Origin of the sequence: Pseudorhodoferax soli, assembly GCF_003337555.1 — a bacterium.
GTDB lineage: Bacteria > Pseudomonadota > Gammaproteobacteria > Burkholderiales > Burkholderiaceae_C > Pseudorhodoferax > Pseudorhodoferax soli.
On the sequence record NZ_QPJK01000006.1, the window covers coordinates 137,768 to 156,559 of the forward strand.

Genomic DNA, 18,792 nt, shown 5'->3' on the forward strand with positions numbered 1-18,792 from the left:
CAGCGGTTTTTCAGCCGCCCGGGCTGTCCAAAGCCCGTACCGCCACGCCCATGTCGCGCCACAGCGCGCGGTGGCAGGTGAACAGCAGCACCTGGTGGCGCTGCGCGGCGTCGAACAGCACGCGCTTCATGCTGGCCAGGCGGTCGCTGTCGCTGTGCACGAGCGCGTCGTCCAGGATCAGCAGGGTGGGCCGGCCGGCCTGCTGCAAGAGGTCGGCATAGGCGAAGCGGCTGATCAGCCCCAACTGCTCGCGGGCGCCGAAGCTCAGCGCATCGACGGCGCCCGACTCGGCCGCACCCGTGCTGCGCGGGCGTGTCAACAGTGCCGGCGCCAGCTGCTCGTCGATCTGCACACTGGCGCCGGGCAGCAGCAGCGGCAGGTAGTGCTGCAGGCGCTGGGCGAGTGGCGCCTGCAACCGCGCCAGCGTGGCCTGGCGGCGTGCCTGCAGGCGTTCGCAGAGCAGGTCGAGCGCGGCGGCGCGGCGCTGCAGCTCGTGCTGGCGGCGCCATGCGCGCTGCAGTTCGCCGTCGCGTGCGGCGCGCTGCTCCTCCAGCCCCTGTGCGCCCGCCTGTTGCAGTGCGCTCTGCAGCACGAGGATCTGCTCGTGGCGCTGCTGGTGGCTGGCGCGCAGCTGCGCGATGCTGCGCGCCAGCCGCGCGATGTCCTGGGCCACGATGTCGGGCCGGGCCGACTGCAGGCTGGCCGCCGTCTGCGCCACGCGGGCATCGAGCGCCTGGTGCTCGGCCTGGGTCTGCAGCAGCTGCTGTTGCGCGGTGTCCTGCTGGGCGCTGCGCTCGGGCGCGGCGAGCCTGGCCTGGGCGGCCTGCAGTTCGGCGCGCGCGGCATCGCGCCGGCTGGCGGCCGCGGCCTGCTGGGCCTGGGCCTGGGCATGGGCGTCGCGCGCAATGGCCAGGGCCTGCTGCGCGGCCTTGTCGGCGGCGGCGGCCTCGGCCGCAGGCCGGGCGTCCTGTGGCGCTGCCGGCAGGCGGGCGAGGGCGGCGTCGGCTGCCTGGATGCGCGCCTGCACCTGGGCGCAGGCCGTGTGCAGTGTGTCCAGCCCTTGCGGCGCGACGATGGCCAGGGCTTGCTCGGCCAGTTGCACGGCCGCCTGCGCGGCGCTGCAGGCGGCCAGCCGGGCTTCGGCGTCGGCCAGGTCGGCCAGGCCCAGCGCGGCCAAGGCCTGCTGCAGCTGGTGGCTGGCCTGCTGGTCGGCTCGGGCGAGGTCGGCCAGGTCCTGCCCGCCGGGCGTGATGCGCAGCTCGCCGCCGCCGGGCAGGCGCAGCAGCGCGGGCGCCGTCAGCAGCAGTTCACCCTCGCCCTGCAGCGGCTGCGCGTCCAGTTGCAGGCCCTGGCCGGGCGGCAGCTGCCAGGCCAGCCGCGTGGCCACGGCCTGGTGGCGCAGGGCGGCCTGCTCGCGCGCCTGCACCAGCGTGCGCAGCTGCTGCAGCTGCCGGGGGGCGATGGGCTGCAGCGCGGCGGCCTGGGCCCGCTGCCTGGCAAGTTCGGCATGGGCCGCCTCTGCGCGCTGCAATGCCTGGGCGGCGCGCGCGGCATCGGCCTGCGCCTGTGCGCGCTGCTGCTGCAGGCTGTCGCGCAGCGCCTGTTGCTGGGCGGCCTGGGCCTGCAGCTGGGTGGTGTGCGCCTGGGCCAGGGCCGCCTCGGCGGTGTGCCGCGACAGCGCGGCGGCCGCGTCGGCCGTTTGCACGGCCGTCTCGGCCTGGTCCAGCGCGGCCTGGCGCCGGGCCAGGTCGTCTTCCTGCTGGCGGAACGCAGCCAGGCGCTGGCCCAGCAGTTCGCGCGTGCGGCCCAGGTCGGCCAGGCGCTGGCGGTCTTCGCCCAGCTGGCGCGCGCTGGCGTCCAGCGCGGCCTGCCGTTCGCGCGCCTGGGCCAGGTCGTGCTCCAGCGCGTCCCAGGGCTGCTGGCTGCTGTCGGCGGCATGCGCGCGGCGCAGCTGGTCGAGCCGGTCGACCTGCTCGCGGTACTGCGCGATCTGCGCGTCCAGTGCGGCGATCTCGGCCTGGTGCTGGGCCACGGTGTCGATGGCCTGCTTGTGCTCGCCAGTGGGCTTGCCGGTGCCCGTCAGCAGCTCGGCGCGGTCCTTGCGCAGGCGCTCGAGCAGCGCGTCGCCGCCGGTGGCGGCGAGTGCGCCTGCGGCTTCCCCCTGGCCGTGCAGCGCGTCGTGCAGGTGCTCGCGCGCGTGGCGCACGTCCAGTTCCTGCCCGCTGCCCTGTTCCACCCACAGCAGGCCCGGGATGCCCTGGTGCTCGGTCTTGCTGGCGCCCTTGGGCGAGTAGGCATAGCCGAACAGCTGGGCCAGGTGGTCCTCGGCCTCGGCGCCCTCCAGCTGGCGCGTGCCGATGGCCAGCACGCAGCGCTTCTTGCCCAGGAAGCTCTTGACCAGGTGGTGCGGCTGCCCGGCAAGCACGAAGTCGATCTCCACGCGCGGCGCGGCGCCGCTGCCCTCGTCCCAGGGCCGCAGGTCGTCGACCATGCTGGACTTGTGGCGCTCGAAGAAGGCCGCGCGGATGGCGCGCACCAGCGTGCTCTTGCCGGCCTCGTTGGGGCCGGCCAGGATGTTGAGGCCGGGCGTGAAGCCGCTGAGTTCCAGCGGCGCGCGGAAGCGGCGCAGCTGTTCGACGCGCAGGCGGGTGATCTGCATGGTCATGTCAATGCGCCGTCAGAATGCAGTGGCCGAGCGCAGGGATGGCCCGTGTGGGAGTTCCCCCTGTGCCCCTGCCGAGGAGCGCAGTGGACTGGGCGGCCGGCGGCATATCCCGGCCTCTGGTGCTCGTGCGAACGCAGTGTTTTCTATGCACACCACTTGCTGATCGGCGTTCGGAGGTGGGGCTATCCACCCCACACCCGGACTTACTTTTCTTGTCTCGCCAAGAAACGTAAGCAAAAGAAGGCGACCCCGGTGCCCCTGTCCCTGCGCTAGCGCTCCGGGCAACCTGCGGTGCTCGCGCCATGGGCTGCATTGCGCAACTCGCACCGTTCACTGCGGGAACGTAGATCGAACAAGCGCAATGAGTCCGTTCACGAAGCGCGAGGTTCCCCGCACAGCCCATGGCGCTGCGCTCCTCGGCAGGGGCACAGGGGAAATTCGCATCCGGGCCATCGCTGCGCTCGGCCTGGAGCTCGGGCCATCGCTGCGCTCGGCTTTGGAATGGGGGTGGGGGTTTTCTCATGCGCGCTCCGCCAGGAGCCCCGCCAGCAGGGCCAGCGCATCCTGCGCCTGTTCGGAATCCCCCTCGGCCCGCAGTTCGGCGATCACGTCGCCCAGGTAGCCATCGGCCTGCAGCCCGGCAATGTCGGCATCCGTGGGCACGAGGCGCAGCGCGGCCTGGTCGGCCTGCAGGTGGCGCACGCGTGCCTCGGCCGCGCCAAGCCCGGCCTGCAGCCGTGCGCGCGCCGCCAGGTCCAGCTGGCCGCGCAGGCGCAGGTCGACCACGTGCTGCGGCGTGAGCGCGGCCAGCTGGTCGAGCAGCGCATCCAGGTCGCTGTCGACCTGCAGCGCCGCATCGATCTGCTGCCAGCGGTACTGGCCCACGGCCACGCTGCGCACCTGCGGTGTGGCGCCCGGTGCGGCGATGTCCACCAACAGCGCGTTGCCAGCCTCGTTGGCGCGGAAGCGGTCGGGCTCCGGCGTGCCGGCGTACCAGATGCGCGCATCGATGGCCTTGGTGCCGTGCCAGTCGCCCAGCGCGAGATAGTCCAGCCGCGCGCGCACGGCGCGGTCCGGCGCGATCGGGTTCGCGGAGTCGATGTCCTCGGCCAGGATGCCTTGCACGCTGCCGTGCGCGATGCCGATGCGCAGCAGCCCGGCCGGCGTGTCGGCGGCATCGAACCAGGCCGTGAGGTCGTGGTGGGTGTGGCGCTGCGTGAGCGGTGCGGGCAGGGCAGCGAAGCCCTGGGCTTCGAAGCGCTGCACGCAGGGCTCCAGGAGCAGGTGGGCGTTGGGCGGCACGGCGCCCAGGCGCTGGGCGCGGCTCCAGACGCTTTCGGCCAGCGCCGCGTCGTGGTTGCCGGGCAGCAGCAGCCAGGGGCCGGCAAACCCGGCCAGTGCGTTGAACAGCCGGCGCACGGTGCGCTCGGAGACGGTCTGGGCGTCGAACACGTCGCCGGCCACGAGCACGGCGTCCACGCCCTCGGCGCTGGCCAAGGCCGCCAGGCGTTCGACAGCCTGCAGCCTGGCCTCGGCCAGCATGGGGGCGTTGTCGGGGGAGAGGGTGGCGAACTGGCGGCCGATCTGCCAGTCGGCCGTGTGCAGGAAACGGGGCATGGGCGCGGATTGTGCCGCGCGGGGTGATCCCGATCCGCCCCGCCTGCGTAGCACCCCCAGCTGCCGGCCGTGGTTGTTGCCGTGCGGAAAGCCGGCGCTACGATGCGCCATCGCGGCGGCCCGAAGGCGGCGCCCGGTCCGGCCCGTCCATCCGTCATGGCGGCCGCCTGTGCGTGCGATCGCTGGAACGTCTTGTAACCGGTAGGTGCGCAGTCCACGCAGTTCGGGGGAGACATGGCAGAGCGGTCTGCAGACGATTTTCTGGGCCAGGGCACGGCCGCCGGGCGCATCCGCGCGATCGATTGGGCCGCCACGCCCGTCGGCGCGATGGCGCAGTGGCCCGACAGCCTGCGCAGCGTGGTGGGCACGATGCTGCGCACGCGCCAGCCCATGGTGCTGCTGCTGGGCAGCGAACTCGTGCAGCTCTACAACGACGCCTACATCGAGCGCGGCCTGAGCCGCCACCCCCGGCAGATGGGCGCCCGCGTGGCCGACACCTGGCCCGAGAGCATCGGCGCGCAGGCCGGGCAGTTCGCCGCCGTGCTGCGCGACGGGCAGCCGGTGTTCCAGCGCGACACGCTGGTGCCGCTGATGCGCGCGGGCCGGCTGCTGGACACCTACTGGTCCTATGACTGCACACCCTTCATCGATGCCCAGGGCGTGGTGCAGGGCGTCCTGGTCAGCCCGGTCGAGACCACGCAGCGTGTGCTGGCCACGCAGCGCGCGGCGGCGCTGAAGGACTTCTCCGCGGCCATGGGCGCAGCCCGGGTGGCCGCGGAACTGCCCGACCTGGCGGTACAGGCCTTCGCCAACAGCACGCGCGATGCGACGCAGCTGAGCTGCCACCGCACGCCGCGCGCGCACTTCGTGCCCGAGCCGTGGTCCGGCGCCGGGCTGGCGCCCATGCCAGGCGCGCAGGCCATGCGCAACTGGATCGCCAGCGACCCGGACCTGTGGGACCGCCTGCGCAGCGGCGAAGACGTGCACGACGGCAGCATCGTGCTGGTGCCGCTGGCCGACAAGGCGGGCGCCGACGCGATCCGCTTTGCTGCGTTCGCGCTCGACCCCCGCCTGGCGCTGGACGAGCCTTACCGCCAGTACCTGCTGCAGGCCACCCGGCGCATCGGCCAGGCGTTCGACCGCATCGAGGCCGAATCGGCGCGCGCCAGCAGTGCCGGCGAGCTGGAGGCGCTGCTCATGGACGCGCCGGTCGGCGCCGCCATCCTGACCGGGCCCGACCTGGTTCTCACGCTGGCCAACACCGCCTGCCGCCACTGTGTGGGCCAGCGCGACCTGGTCGGCAAGACCTTCGAGCAGGCCTTCCCCGAGGTCGCCGGCACCGCGCTGCCGGGCATCCTGCACGCGGCCTACGACACCGGCACGCCCTATGGGAGCCCGGAGACGCTGGTCCGGCTGGACAAGCGCGGCGGCGGCGTGCTGGAGGATTGCTGGTTCCAGTTCAACCTGCAGCCGCTGCGCACGCTGGAAGGCGACGTCTACGCGCTGATGGCCATCGTGATGGACCTCAGTGAGCAGGTGCGCGCGCGCCAGGCCGTGCAGGACCGCGCCGCCCAGCTGGAGAAGACGGTGCGCGCCCGCACCCGGCTGTTGCAGGAGGCCAACCTCGCCATGGGCCGGGCCAACGAGGCGCTCAGGGCGGCGGTGGACCGCACGCACAACGTGACCGAGATGATGCCGGGCCGCATCGCCTACTGGGACGCCGACCTGCGCTGCCAGTTCGCCAACCAGCGTTTTTGCGACTGGGTCGGCAAGCGGCCCGACGAGGTGCTGGGCCTGCAGGCGCAGCAGCTGTACTCGCCCGAGACGCTGGCGCGCACCAGGCATTTCGTCGAGGGTGCGCTGGCCGGCGTTGCTCAGCACTTCGAGACGCGCACCGTGCGGCCCGACGGCCGCGTGGTCTACAGCCAGGTCGACTACGTGCCCGAGCGTTCTGCGGCGCCGCGTCGGCCGGGCTTCTACCTCATGTCCGTCGACATCACGCCGCTCAAGGAGGCCGAGATCGCGCTGCGCGACGCCAACGCCGACCTGGCGCGCTCGCGCGATGCGGCCGAGACGGCCAGCCGCACCAAGAGCGCCTTCCTGGCCAACATGAGCCACGAGATGCGCACGCCGCTCAACGCCATCATCGGCATGACGCATCTGCTGGCGCACCGCACGGTGGACGCCGACCAGCGGCGCAAGCTGGGCCAGGTGGACACCGCGGCCAAGCACCTGCTGGGCCTGATCTCCGACGTGCTGGACCTGTCCAAGATCGAGGCCGGCAAGCTCGTGCTCGAGCGCAGCGACTTCCTGCTCGCCGACGCCGTGCACTGGGCGCTGGACATGGTGCGCGGCACCGCGCAGGCCAAGGGCCTGGTGCTGCGGCACGAGACCGCGGCCCTGCCCACCCGCGTGCGCGGCGATGCGCTGCGGCTGTCGCAGATCCTCATCAACCTGCTGTCCAACGCCGTCAAGTTCACCGAACGCGGCAGCGTGGAATTGCGCGGCCATGTGCTGCAGACGCAGGCCGGGCGCTACCAGCTGTGCTTCGAGGTGCAGGACACCGGCATCGGCATCGCACCGGCCCAGCAGGCCCACCTGTTCGGCGCCTTCGAGCAGGCCGACAGCTCGATCACGCGCCGCCATGGTGGCACCGGCCTGGGCCTGGCGCTGTCGCGCGAACTGGCGCGCGCCATGGAGGGCGAGGCCGGTGTGGAAAGCCAGCCGGGCGTGGGCAGCACCTTCTGGTTCAGCGCCTGGCTCGAGGAGGCGCGCGGCGAGAGCGGCTTCGCCCCCCTGGGCGCCCTCGACCTGGACAGCCCCCTGCCATCCCTCGACCCGCAAGAGCGGCTGCGCCGCCAGTACCGCGGCCGCAGCGTGCTGCTGGCCGAGGACAACGCCGTCAACCGGGAGGTCGGCGTGGCACTGCTGGAGCATGTGGGGCTGCGCGTGGCCACCGCGGCCGACGGCAGGGAGGCCCTGGCCATGGTCCGCGCCGGCCGCTACGACCTCGTGCTCATGGACATGCAGATGCCGCACATGGACGGCCTGGAGGCCACGCGCGCGATCCGTGCAGACCTGAACACCGTGCCCATCGTCGCGATGACCGCCAACGCGCTGGTCAACGACCGCCATGCCTGCCTGGAAGCCGGCATGGACGACCACGTGGCCAAGCCGGTCAACCCGGAACTCCTCTACGCCGCGCTGCTGCGCTGGTTGCCCGGACCGGACCGCTGAGCGATTTGCGCAACAACTGTTACAAATTCAGGGGATTACCCGACTGTCTGATGAGCAGGTTGGTATGACATGTTCCAGGCCGGGAACAGTTTTTGCCCCTAACGAGAGGAGACCATGAAGAACGCCATGATCCGCGCCACGGTTCGCGCTGTGTGCGCCGCCACCCTGCTGCTGGCCGGCCACGCCGGTTGGGCCCAGCAAAAGGCCGAGGAGGAGCCCGGCTGGGCCAAGGGCCGGCCAAAGACCGACACCGCCATGCGCATGGCGCCGGTGCCGGCCTTCCCGATCCCCACCGCCGTCGACCAGCTGCCGACCAAGAAATTCAAGCTGCCGCCGGGCTTCAAGGTGGAGACCTTCGCCTCGGGCCTGCTCGACGCGCGCGGCCTGCGCCAGGGCGAGAAGGGCACGATCTTCGTCAGCACGCTGTTCGTGGGCAACAAGGTCTACGCGCTGCCGGCTGACGGCAAGGGCCAGGCCAAGACCATCATCGACAAGATGCCGTTCGCCACCGGCATCGAGTTCCACAAGGGCGCGTTGTACGTCGCCACCAACACCAAGATCCTGCGCTACGACAACGCCGAGGCCAACCTGGACAACCTGGGCGAGCCCAAGGTGCTGTACGACAAGCTGCCCGGCGGCGGCGACCACAGCTGGAAGTACCTGCGCATCCGTGACGAGAAGCTCTACTTCGCCATCGGCGCGCCCTGCAACATTTGCGACCCGGGCGAGTACGCCAAGATCTACCGCATGAACCTGGACGGCACGGGCATGGAGACCGTGGCCGCGGGCGTGCGCAACACCGTGGGCTTCGACTTCAACCCCAAGGGCGGGCAACTCTGGTTCACCGACAACGGGCGCGACTGGCTCAGCGAGGAGATCCCCAACGACGAGCTCAACGTGGTGAGCGGGCCGAACCAGCACTTCGGCTACCCGTTCTGCCACCAGGGCAACATCTCCGACCCGGAATTCGGCTGGGGCAAGGATTGCACCGGCAACGAGTTCGCCAAGCCGGCCGCGCTGCTGGGCCCGCACGCCGGCTCGCTCGGGCTGAAGTTCTACACCGGCAAGATGTTCCCGGCCAAGTACCAGGGTGCCATGTTCATCGCGCGCCACGGCCCGTGGAACCGCACCGTGAAGTACGCCGACGTGTCGGTCGCCTGGCCCGACGGCAAGGGCGGCGCCAAGGTCGAGCCGTTCATGACGGGCTTCGTCGAGAACAACACCTACCTGGGGCGCCCGGTGGACTTCATGGTGATGAAGGACGGCTCGCTGCTCGTCTCCGACGACCACGCGGGCGCGATCTACCGCATCACCTACGGCGGTAAATGAAGCCTCGGGCCAGCCTCAAGCCAGCCCTGGTCGTCGCCGCCGCGCTGCTGCTGCCGCTGGCGGCGGCGGCGCAGCAGCCGCCCGCCGCCGGCAACGCCTACGCCCAGCGCTTCGCCAGCGTGTGCGCGGCCTGCCACGGGGCCAACGGCCGCAACGACATGGCGCTGACGCCGGCCCTGGCGGGCCAGCACTCGTTCTACGCGATCACGCAGCTGTTCCTGTTCCGCGAAGGGCGGCGCAGCAACGAGGCCATGTCGGCCATCGCCAAGACGCTGACGGATGCCGACCTGCGCGGCTTTTCCGACTACATCGCCACCTTGCCGGCGGTGCCGGCGCCCCCGCCGGCCCAGCCGGCCGACGCCACCCGCATGGCGCGGGGCCAGTCGCTCGCGCAGGAGCACAAGTGCTTCGCCTGCCACGGCGCCGATCTGTCCGGCGGCCAGCAGGTGCCACGCATCGCGCAGCAGCGCGAGGACTACCTGCAGATGGCGCTGCAGGAGTTCAAGTCCGGCAAACGCCCTGGCTACACCATGGCCATGGGCGAGGCCGTGGGCCGCATCCCGGTCGAGGACTTGGACACCCTGGCCTACTTCGTCGCGCGCTTCACGCCCGCCGCTCCGGCCCGCAAGTAGCGCCGCGCTCCCGGCCTGCACCTGCTGCGGGCCGGGTTTTCGGCCGGTTTTTGCCGCATCCGATACAGTTCCGAACAAATGCCGGACGGCTTCCGTCAGGTAACTGCACAAATATGTGCTAGCACGGCACAATCCCCGCCGATGGGCCGGGCCGCCGTGGCGGGACGCCGGCGAGGGCCTGGGCAACACGGTGGGACATGGCTGAGACTGTTTTTCGATTCGACCGGGCCGAGCTGCGGCTGGACACACGTGAGTTGTGCGTGGACGGGGCGCCCGTGGCCGTGGGCGCGCGCGCCTTCGACCTGCTGCAGGCGCTGGTGACCCACCGCGACCGGCTGCTGACCAAGCACGAGCTCATGGAGCTGGTCTGGCCCCGGCTCGTCGTCGAGGAGAACAACCTGCAGGTGCAGGTCAGCACGCTGCGCAAGCTGCTGGGCAGCAAGGCGATCGCCACCGTGCCCGGCCGCGGCTACCGCTTCGCAGCCCCCTTGCTCGACGAGAGCCCCGCGCCGGCCGCGCCGCCGCGCGTGGTGGCGCCACCCGCCGCGCGCGGCCATGTCGGCAATTTGCGCCAGGGTGCGCCGCTGCTGGGCCGCGGCGCCGACCTCGCGGCCGTGGCCGCGCTGGTGCGCTCGCAACGCCTGGTCAGCCTGCTGGGCGCCGGCGGCATCGGCAAGACCAGCCTGGCCCGCGCGGTGGGCTGGGAGCTGGGCCATGCCTTCGCCGACGGTGTCTGGCTGGTGCCGCTGGCCGAGGTCGCCGAAGCCGCCACGCTGCCGCTGGCCGTGGCGCGCGTGCTGCAGATCAACCTGCCCGGCCCCGACCCGCTGGCCGCGCTGGCCGAGCGGCTGCCGCCCGAGGCGCTGCTGGTGCTGGACAACTGCGAACACCTGGCCGGCGCCGTGGCGGAGCTCGTGGAGCGCCTGTTGCAGGCCAGCCCGGGGCTGCACGTGCTGGCCACCAGCCAGGAGCCGCTGCGCCTGGTGCGCGAACAGCAGGTGCGGCTGGACGCACTGGCCGTGCCCGAACCCGGCGCACGCGAAGCGGCGCAGTCGCACGGTGCCGTGGCGCTCTTCCTGGCACGGGCCCAGGCCGCGCTGCCGGGCTTCGCCATCGATCCCGGCAACGAGGGCGCCGTGGTGGAGATCTGCCGCGCGCTCGACGGCGTGCCGCTGGCGCTGGAATTCGCCGCCGCGCGCGTGCCGCTGCTGGGGGTGGAGGGGGTGCGCCAGCACCTGGGCCAGCGCCTGCGCGTGCTGAGCCGTGGTGCGCGCGACGCGCCCGAGCGCCACCGCACGCTGCGCGCCACACTGGATTGGAGCCACGCGCTGCTGCGCGAGGACGAGAAGAAGGTGTTTCGCCGCCTCGGCGTGTTCGTCGGCGGCTTCGGCCTGGAGCTGGCCCAGCAGCTGGCGGCGGACGAGGCCACGGACGCCTGGGACGTCCTGGAACTCCTGGGCAACCTGGTCGAGAAATCCATGGTGGTGGTGGACACCGCCAGCGCCACGCCGCGCTACCGCCTGCTGGAGACCGCACGCGCCTATGCCTGCGACCAGCTCGATCTGGCCGGCGAGCGGCCCGCGCTGCAGCTGGGCCATGCCCGCGCCATGGTCGCCATGTTCGACCGGCGCACGCGCATGGAGCGGCTGGGCCTGGAGACCGTGGACCAGTGGATGCAGGCCTGCCAGAGCGAAGCCGACAACCTGCGCGCCGCCATCGACTGGGCCGTGGCCGGCGGCGAGCGCACGCTGGCGCTGGACCTGGCCAACACCGCGGCCGAGTTCATGTACGAGGCCGGCCGCTACCCCGAGTGCGTGGCCTGGATGCGCCGCGCCGAGCCGCTGATCGGTGCCGACACGCCCGAACTCGTGCAGGCGCGCTTCCAGTTCGGCCTGGCCATGGTCGGCCTGCACGGTGGCGTGGAAGGCGCCGAGCGCCTGCGCCTGCTGGACGCCGCGCTGGCCATCCTGGAGCGCCACCCGCCCTCCATGGTGCTGGTCTACGCGCTGTGCATGCGCGGCTACGTGGCCGGCATCTGCGGCGACCTGGCGCTGGCGCGCCGCACGCTGGACCGCGTGCACGCGCTCACGCAGCCCGCGCCCTTCGCGCCGCTGCGCGGCCTGCCGCTGTACATCGAAGGCATGGTGCGCCGCTTCGAGGGCCGATCGCACGAGGCGCTGAGCGCCTTCACCGAGGCGCTGCCTTACGTGCGCCGCCATGGCGACGGCCGCACGCTGTTCTACCTGCAGAGCAACATGGCCGCCGTGCACCACGAGATGGGCCACCTGGACGAAGCGGTGGACCAGTACCGCCGCGCCATCGTGGCGCTGGAGGATTCGCCGCGCACCGATGCCCAGATGATGTCCTTCGCGCTGCTCTGGTACGCCCATGCACTGACGGCGCAGGGCGCGCTGGACGAGGCGCTGGAGCAGGTGCGGCGCAGCCTGCCGTATTGCCGGCGCTCGGTCGGGCTCAGGCACTTCGCGGGCATGCTCGCGCTGCTGGCGGCGCGGCGCGGAAGGCTGCGCGAGGCGGCCTTGCTGCTGGGCTGCGACGACGCGGCGCGGCAGCGAAGGGGCGAGGTGCGCACGCCGTTCGACCTGCGCACCATGAAGTCCGTGCTGGCCCTGGTGGGGGCCGAGCATGCGGCCGAGCGCCTGGCGGTGTGGCGGGTGCAGGGCGGGGCGCTGGACGAGGGCGAGGCGGCAGAGCTGGTGCTGGGGGCATAGCCCGGCGCGAAGCCCCAAGGCGGGGCCGTGGAGCCTGGTCTGCGCGCGGTGTGTCGGGCCGCGGGCGCGGACTTCATGCCGGCACCGCCGACGGCGCGGGCGCCTGCTGCGCCGGTCCGTCCGGCCTGATCCTGAACCAGATCGCGTACATGGCTGGCAGGAACACGAGCGTCAGCACTGTGCCGGCGAGGGTGCCGCCGATGAGCGTGTAGGCCAGCGTGCCCCAGAACACCGAGTGCGTCAGCGGGATGAAGGCGAAGATGGCCGCCAGCGCCGTCAGCACCACCGGTCGCGCCCTCTGGACGGTGGCTTCGATCACCGCATCGAAGGCGGCCATGCCCTCCTGGGTGTTGTGGTGGATCTGGCCGATCAGGATCAAGGTGTTGCGCATGAGGATGCCCGACAGCGCGATCAGCCCGACCAGGGCGTTGATGCCGAAGGGCTGCTGGAAGATGAGCAGCGTGGGCACCACGCCGATGAGCCCCAGCGGACTGGTGGCGAACACCATGACCATGGCTGCGATCGAGCGCACCTGCAGGATGATGATGAGCAGCGTGAGCGCGATCATCACCGGGAACAACGGCAACAGTGCCGTGGTCGCCTTGGCGGACTCCTCGATGGAGCCGGCCTGCTCGATCCGGTAGCCGGCAGGCAGTTGGTCGATGATGGGCCGCAATTGCTTGAGCACGGCGTTGGACACGTCCGGCGGTTGCAGATGCTCGGCGATGTCGCCCCGGACCGTGATGGTCGGCGTGCGGTCGCGCCGGCGCAGGATGGGCTCTTCCATGCGCACGTCGACCGATCCGACCTGCGACAACGGAATGCGCTGGCCGGCGGCGCCCACCAACGTGAAGGCGGCGATCCTGGCCGGGTCGTGGCGGATCTCGCCGGCTGCACGGCCAACGACCTGCACCGAGCGGATGTCCTCGCGCACATCGGTCAGCGGCACGCCGCTGAGCAGGAACTGCAATTGCAGCGCCACCGAGCTGGAGGTGAGGCCGACGGCCTGGAGGCGGTCCTGGTCCAGGCTCATGTGCAGCGTGGGCACGCGCGGTCCCCAGTCGGAGTTGACCGTGCGCATCATCGGATCGGCATGCATGACCGCTTCGACCTGCGCGGCGATCGCGCGCAACTGCCCGGGGTCGGGGCCCATCACGCGGAAGGCCACCGGGAACGGAGACGGCGGGCCGAACACGATCTGCGTGGCCCGCACCCGGGCTTCGGGCACCAGGCCGTTCGCAACCGCCTCGCGCAAGCGCAGCTTGAGGGCCTCGCGCTCCGTCTGGTCGGCCGTGAGCACCACGATCTTCGCGAAGGAAGGATCGGGCAGCTCCGGCGCCATCGCCAGGAAGAAGCGCGGCGCGCCCTGGCCGATGTAGGCGGTGACCACCCGGGCCTCTGGCTGCCTGGCGAGCCAGGCCTCGACCTTGGCCGCCGCGGCACTGGTCTGTGCGATCGCGGTGCCATACGGCATCTGCACCTCCACCAGCACTTCGGGCCGGTCGGAGGTCGGGAAGAACTGCTGCTTCACCACGCCCATGCCCGCGACGGCCAGCACGAACGCGCACACCACCGCGCCTGCCACCAGCCACTTGCGGGCGATGACGTGGCCCAGCAGCTTGCGCAAGCGGTTGTAGTGGCGCGTGTCGTAGATGGCCGCGTGCCCGCCCTCGACCTTCTTGATGTCCGGCAGCATCTTCACGCCCAGGTAGGGCGTGAAGGCCACCGCCGCCACCCATGACGCGATCAGCGCGATGCCGACGATCCAGAACATGTTGCCGGTGTACTCGCCCGCGGTCGAGCGGGCGAAGCCGTTCGGCATGAAGCCGATGGCCGTGACCAGCGTGCCCGACAGCATGGGCGCGGCCGTGTGGCTCCAGGCGTAGGCGGAAGCGGCCACCCGGCTGTAGCCCTCTTCCATCTTCACCACCATCATCTCGATCGCGATGATGGCGTCGTCCACCAGCAGGCCCAACGCCAGGATCAGCGATCCCAGCGTGATGCGGTCGAAGTTCTTCCCGCTGGCACCCATGACGACGAACACCGCCGCCAGCGTCAGCGGCACGGCCGCCGCGACCACGATGCCGACACGCCAGCCCATGCTGGCGAAGCAGACCACCATGACCACCAGCAATGCGACGAAGAACTTCACCATGAACTCGTCCACCGCCGCGCTGATGTTGACGGACTGGTCGGTCACCTTGCCCAGGCGCATGCCCGTGGGCAGGCCGGCGTTGATGCTGGCGACTTCAGCCGCCAGCGACTTGCCCAGCTCCAGCCCGTTCCATTCGTCGCGCATCACGACGCCCAGCAGCAGGGCGGGCTCGCCGCCGTTGCGCACCAAGAAGGTGGAAGGGTCCTCGTAGCCGCGTTCCACGCTGGCCACGTCGGAGAGCTTGAGCGCGCGCCCCTGCGCCGCGATGGGGGTCTGGCGGATCTTCTCCAGGTTGTCGAACGCGCCGTCGACGCGCACGAACACCTGCGCGCCCTTTGTCTCGATCGAACCGGCCGGTGTCAGCAGGTTCTGCCCGTTCAACGCAGCGAAGATGTCTTGCGGGCTGACACCCAGGCTCGCCAGCCGGTCGTGCGAAAACGAAACGAAGATGCGCTCGGGCTGCTCCCCGATGATGTTGACCTTCTTCACGCCGGGCACGTGCAGCAGCTGCTGGCGCAGCGATTCCGCGTCGCGCACGAGCAGGCGCTGCGGCTCACCTCTGGCCTTGAGTGCGAAGAGCGCGAAGGTCACGTCCGCGTACTCGTCGTTGACGATGGGGCCGATGACGCCGGCAGGCAGCCGGCGCGCCTCGTCGGCCAGTTTCTTGCGCGCCTGGTAGAACTCCTCCTGGATTGCCGAAGGCGGGGCGCTGTCCAGCAGCGACAGCATGGTGAAGGCGACACCGGGCCGCGCGTAGGTCTCGCTGCGGTCGTACCAGCGCAACTCCTGCAGGCGCTTTTCCAGCGGCTCGGCAACCTGGTCCTGCATCTCCTGCGCCGTCGCACCGGGCCAGACCGTGACGATCGTCATCTGCTTGATCGTGAACGGTGGGTCCTCTGCCCGTCCGAGCTTGAAGAAGGCGAGGATGCCCGCGGCAGACACCAGCAGGATCAGGAACAGCGTGATCGCGCGCTCGCGTACCGCGAGCGCCGACAGGTTCAGGCGCCCCTCGCTCATGGGCGGCCTTCAGGCGCGGCGGCCTCGGCTGCGGCCATCGGCCGCACCACCTCGCCCTCGCGCAGCAGGTGGGCACCCAGCGCGACGATGGACTCGCCGACCTGCAGGTCGCCTGCCACCTGCGCCGACTCGTCGGTGAGGCCGAGCACCTGCACGGGGCGTCTGGCAAGCGTCGCGGGGTTTCCCTGGACGACCCAGACGCCCGGGCCCTTGCCCGGGTCGAACAGGGCCCCGATGGGGACCTGCAGGGAGGCGCTGGCCTTCGTCGCCGGCTGCACCTCGACCGCGACGGTGGCGCCGAGCGGCGCGCGGGCGAGGGTGCCTTCCAGGATGTAGCGCGCTTCGAAGGTGCGCGTGGCACGGTCCGCCGCGTCCGAGAGCTGTCGCAACCTGGCGGGCGTTGCGGCTTCCTGGCTGCCGTAGAGCCTTGCCTGGGCCACCGATCCCAGGGCGGGACGCAGGGTCTCCGGCAGGTGGACCAGGGCCTCCCGCTGTCCTGCCCGTGCCAGCCGCACGACGGGCTGCCCCGCACCGACCACCTGCCCGGGTTCGGCCAGGGTCTCGACGACGACGCCGTCGGCATCGGCTGCCAGGACCGCGTAGCCCGATGCGTTCTTCGCCACCTCGGCCTGTGCCTCCGCGGCCTGGAGTTGCGCACGTGCGGTGTCGGCTGCAGCCTTCATCTGGTCATAGGCGGATGCCGCAACGGCGCCGTCGCCCACCAAGCCACGGTAGCGCGCTTCGTCGTCGGCCGTTTGCTTGGCGCGCGCCCGCGCCGCGGTGACGGCTTCCTGCTGCGCGCGGGCCTGCAGCGCCAGGTCCGCGGGGTCGATCCGCATGAGGGCTTGCCCGCGCCGCACCGTCTGCCCGGCGTCGACCAGGCGCTCCAGCACCTTGCCGGACACGCGAAAGCCCAGGTCGCTCTGGACCCGCGCCGCCACCACCCCGGTGAAGGAGCGGGAGGTCGCCGCGGCTCTCTGCACGGCGGCCACCCTGACCAGCGCGGGCTCGGTGCGGACGTCGTGGACCGGGCTGTCGCTGCACGCGCTCAGCGCGAGCGGCAAGAGGCTGATGGAGGCTAGCTGGCGCCGAAGCATGGGGACCCTTCCTGATAGAACAGGGTCCGCATTGTTTATCGTGTGACCGAATTAGTCAATAGTCACTCATGGAGCGAGGCTGCGCAGGACGAGGCTGGAAAGCTGCCGCGTGGCCTGCGCTGCCCCGCTCAGGTTGTGCTGCAGCAGGAGCGGATTGACATAGGGCCGCATGACCAGATAGATGGCATCGGCCGTCTCGTCCAGCGGAGTCTTGCGCTCGAAGTCGCCGGCCTCCCGGCCATCGCGGACGATGCGCGTGACCAGTGCGCGCACGTGCTCATCGTAGGCACGCGCCGAAGGCCACATCTCGCCCGCCGACGTGGCGGCGATGTCCCAGAGCTTGCGGTCGTTGAAGAACAGCTCGCTGCCGGCCTCCACCAGTGTCTTGAACATGCGGCGGAGCTTCTCCGGGGCGGAAGCGGTCGTGCCGACGGCTTCGTCGACAGCGGCCATGATGGTGTGCAGGCGGTTCGCGCAGATCACCTCGCCGATGGCCTGCTTGGACTCGAAGAACTTGTAGATGTAGGCCTTGGAAAAGCCGATGGCCTTGGCCAGGTCGGACACGGTGGTCTTCTCGTAGCCATAGCGACCGAAGTACTCGGTCGCCGCCTCGACGATCTGGTCTCGGACATCGTGGTCGGACGGCCCGCGGACGGGGGGTGGCGAAGAAGGTGCGCTGTGCATGGCCAGAGCTTAACGCCAGCAAAAAACGGCTGCAACAGGTGACCAATACGTAATATAGTCACGCATTCGCAGCCATTTGCCGAGATGTCCATGCCCCTGCCCATGCGCAGCCCTTTTTCCTTCCTGCTCGCGGCGGCCCTGGCGACCGGTTGTGCGGTCGGTCCGCAGTACAAGCGGCCCGCTGCGCCCGTCGCTGGCCCCTACATCGGGCAGGCCGCGCCCGCGCCGATGGGAAGTGCGGCCGCGAACGGCCTGGAGGCTTGGTGGCAGCGCTTCGACGACCCGTTGCTGGCGCGCTTCGTCGTGGCGGCACTGGACCAGAACCTGGAACTGTCGCAGGCGCAGGCCCGCGTGGCGCAGGCCCGCGCCGGGCTCGGGGCGGCCCATGCGGCACTGCTTCCGTCCGGCAGCATCCAGGGCTCGGCCGCGCGGGCGTACCAGTCGGTGGAGACGCCGCTCGGCAAGCTGTTGAACGGCGCCCCTGGTTTCGACCGCTGGGGCAGCGCTTACGAAATGAACCTCGGGGCCAGCTGGGAGGCCGACCTGTTCGGTGGGCTTCGGCGCGGCCGGGAGGCGGCCGCGGCCGACTACCAGGCCGCCGAGGCAGGCGCCGTGGCGACGCGGCTTGCGGTTGCCGCGCAGACCGCCGACATCTACATCACCATCCGGAGCCTGCAATCGCGCCTGGGCATCGCCGAGCAACAGGTCCAGACGCAACGCAAGCTGCTGGCGTTGGTGCAGCGCCTGTTCGCGCACGGCATCGCGGCCGAGTACCAGGTGCGGCAAGCCGAAGGCGCACTGGCACGGGTGCAGGCGAGCGCACCGGCGCTGCAGACTGCGCTGGATGCAGCGATGAACGCGCTGGATGTGATGCTCGGCGCCCCGCCCGGCACGCACCGCGCGGACGTCCAGGCCCCGGCACCGACGCCGGCTGCGCCACGGATCGGCGACATGGGCTCGCCTGCCGAACTGCTGTCGCGGCGCCCCGACCTCATCGTGGCCGAGCGCCGCCTTGCCGCCAGCAACGCCAGGATCGGCGAGGCGATGGCCGAGTACTACCCCAGGTTCTCGCTGAGCGGCATGCTGGGAAGCGCGACGACGGTCGCCAGCGGCAACCTGCTGACGGGTGGCGCGAGCCAGGCGGCCGGCATGTTCGGGCTGCGGTGGCGGCTGTTCGACTTCGGGCGCATCGACGCGCAGATCCAGCTGGCCGAGGGACGCAACGCCGAGGCGCTGGCCGCCTATCGGCAGGCCGCGCTGCGTGCCACGGAGGATGTGGAGAACGCGTTCTCCGCGCTGGCCAAGCGCACGGAGCAGGCGGACACGCTGGCCCGGGCCGTGAATGCTCTCTCCAGCGCGAGGGCATCCTCGTTCGCCGCCTACGCGCGTGGGAGCACCAGCCTCATCGACGTGCTGCACGCCGACGACGCCGTGCTGCAGGCGACGGATGCACAGGCGCAGGCGCAGGCCGAAGCCGCCCGTGCGGCGGTCGCGGCATTCAGGGCGCTGGGGGGCGGCTGGCAGCCGTCGTCCGGCGCGGCCATCGCTGCGGTGGAGACGGGCGTGCTGAAGTAGCCGCCGCGTCGCCGCCTTGCGTGGCCGGCACGGCGGCGAGCCGGCCACTCCCGGC

The 18,792-nt window shown here is 71.4% G+C and carries 10 protein-coding genes; 5 read left to right on the forward strand and 5 right to left on the reverse strand.

What is annotated here, in order from left to right:
• Positions 1 to 10 precede the first annotated feature (10 nt).
• Positions 11 to 2,665 (reverse strand): AAA family ATPase, encoded by a 2,655-nt coding sequence (locus tag DES41_RS21230; RefSeq protein ID WP_114469667.1) that lies wholly within the window; start codon positions 2,663 to 2,665, stop codon positions 11 to 13.
• A gap of 519 nt (positions 2,666 to 3,184) precedes the next feature.
• Complete coding sequence (locus DES41_RS21235; protein ID WP_114469668.1) at positions 3,185 to 4,282, reverse strand: metallophosphoesterase family protein; 1,098 nt, start codon at positions 4,280 to 4,282, stop codon at positions 3,185 to 3,187.
• A 234-nt stretch (positions 4,283 to 4,516) separates the two neighbouring features.
• On the opposite strand from DES41_RS21235, the gene DES41_RS21240 reads away from it, so the two are divergent.
• The 4 genes from DES41_RS21240 to DES41_RS21255 all read left to right on the forward strand — a co-directional run bounded on the left by DES41_RS21240 (position 4,517) and on the right by DES41_RS21255 (position 12,209).
• Positions 4,517 to 7,519: a PAS domain-containing hybrid sensor histidine kinase/response regulator gene (locus DES41_RS21240; RefSeq protein WP_114469669.1), complete on the forward strand. Its 3,003-nt coding sequence runs from the start codon at positions 4,517 to 4,519 to the stop codon at positions 7,517 to 7,519.
• A 114-nt stretch (positions 7,520 to 7,633) separates the two neighbouring features.
• Positions 7,634 to 8,848: a PQQ-dependent sugar dehydrogenase gene (locus DES41_RS21245; RefSeq protein ID WP_245965808.1), complete on the forward strand. Its 1,215-nt coding sequence runs from the start codon at positions 7,634 to 7,636 to the stop codon at positions 8,846 to 8,848.
• Positions 8,845 to 9,480: a c-type cytochrome gene (locus tag DES41_RS21250; RefSeq protein WP_114469670.1), complete on the forward strand. Its 636-nt coding sequence runs from the start codon at positions 8,845 to 8,847 to the stop codon at positions 9,478 to 9,480. Before DES41_RS21245 ends, DES41_RS21250 begins: the two co-directional genes overlap by 4 nt.
• Before the next feature lie 197 nt (positions 9,481 to 9,677).
• Positions 9,678 to 12,209, forward strand: a complete 2,532-nt coding sequence (locus DES41_RS21255) for an ATP-binding protein (protein WP_114469671.1) — start codon at positions 9,678 to 9,680, stop codon at positions 12,207 to 12,209.
• A gap of 73 nt (positions 12,210 to 12,282) precedes the next feature.
• Here the strand turns inward: DES41_RS21255 and DES41_RS21260 are convergent, their stop codons facing one another.
• From DES41_RS21260 to DES41_RS21270, 3 genes are all read right to left on the reverse strand, one after another.
• A complete protein-coding gene (locus DES41_RS21260) occupies positions 12,283 to 15,381 on the reverse strand; it encodes an efflux RND transporter permease subunit (protein ID WP_114469672.1) in 3,099 nt (1,032 codons plus the stop codon).
• The gene (locus tag DES41_RS21265) at positions 15,378 to 16,478 is read right to left on the reverse strand and encodes an efflux RND transporter periplasmic adaptor subunit (RefSeq protein ID WP_114469673.1); all 1,101 of its coding nucleotides are present in this window, start codon (positions 16,476 to 16,478) and stop codon (positions 15,378 to 15,380) included. The genes DES41_RS21260 and DES41_RS21265 overlap by 4 nt, the downstream gene beginning before the upstream one ends.
• A gap of 66 nt (positions 16,479 to 16,544) precedes the next feature.
• Positions 16,545 to 17,162 carry a TetR/AcrR family transcriptional regulator gene (locus DES41_RS21270; RefSeq protein ID WP_114469674.1) on the reverse strand — a complete coding sequence of 206 codons (618 nt, stop codon included), beginning with the start codon at positions 17,160 to 17,162 and terminating at the stop codon, positions 16,545 to 16,547.
• A gap of 90 nt (positions 17,163 to 17,252) precedes the next feature.
• Here DES41_RS21270 and DES41_RS21275 point away from each other — a divergent pair, with 90 nt between their 5' ends.
• On the forward strand, positions 17,253 to 18,737 hold the full coding sequence (locus DES41_RS21275) for an efflux transporter outer membrane subunit (RefSeq protein WP_211333034.1): 1,485 nt from the start codon (positions 17,253 to 17,255) through the stop codon (positions 18,735 to 18,737).
• The last annotated feature ends 55 nt before the right edge of the window (positions 18,738 to 18,792 follow it).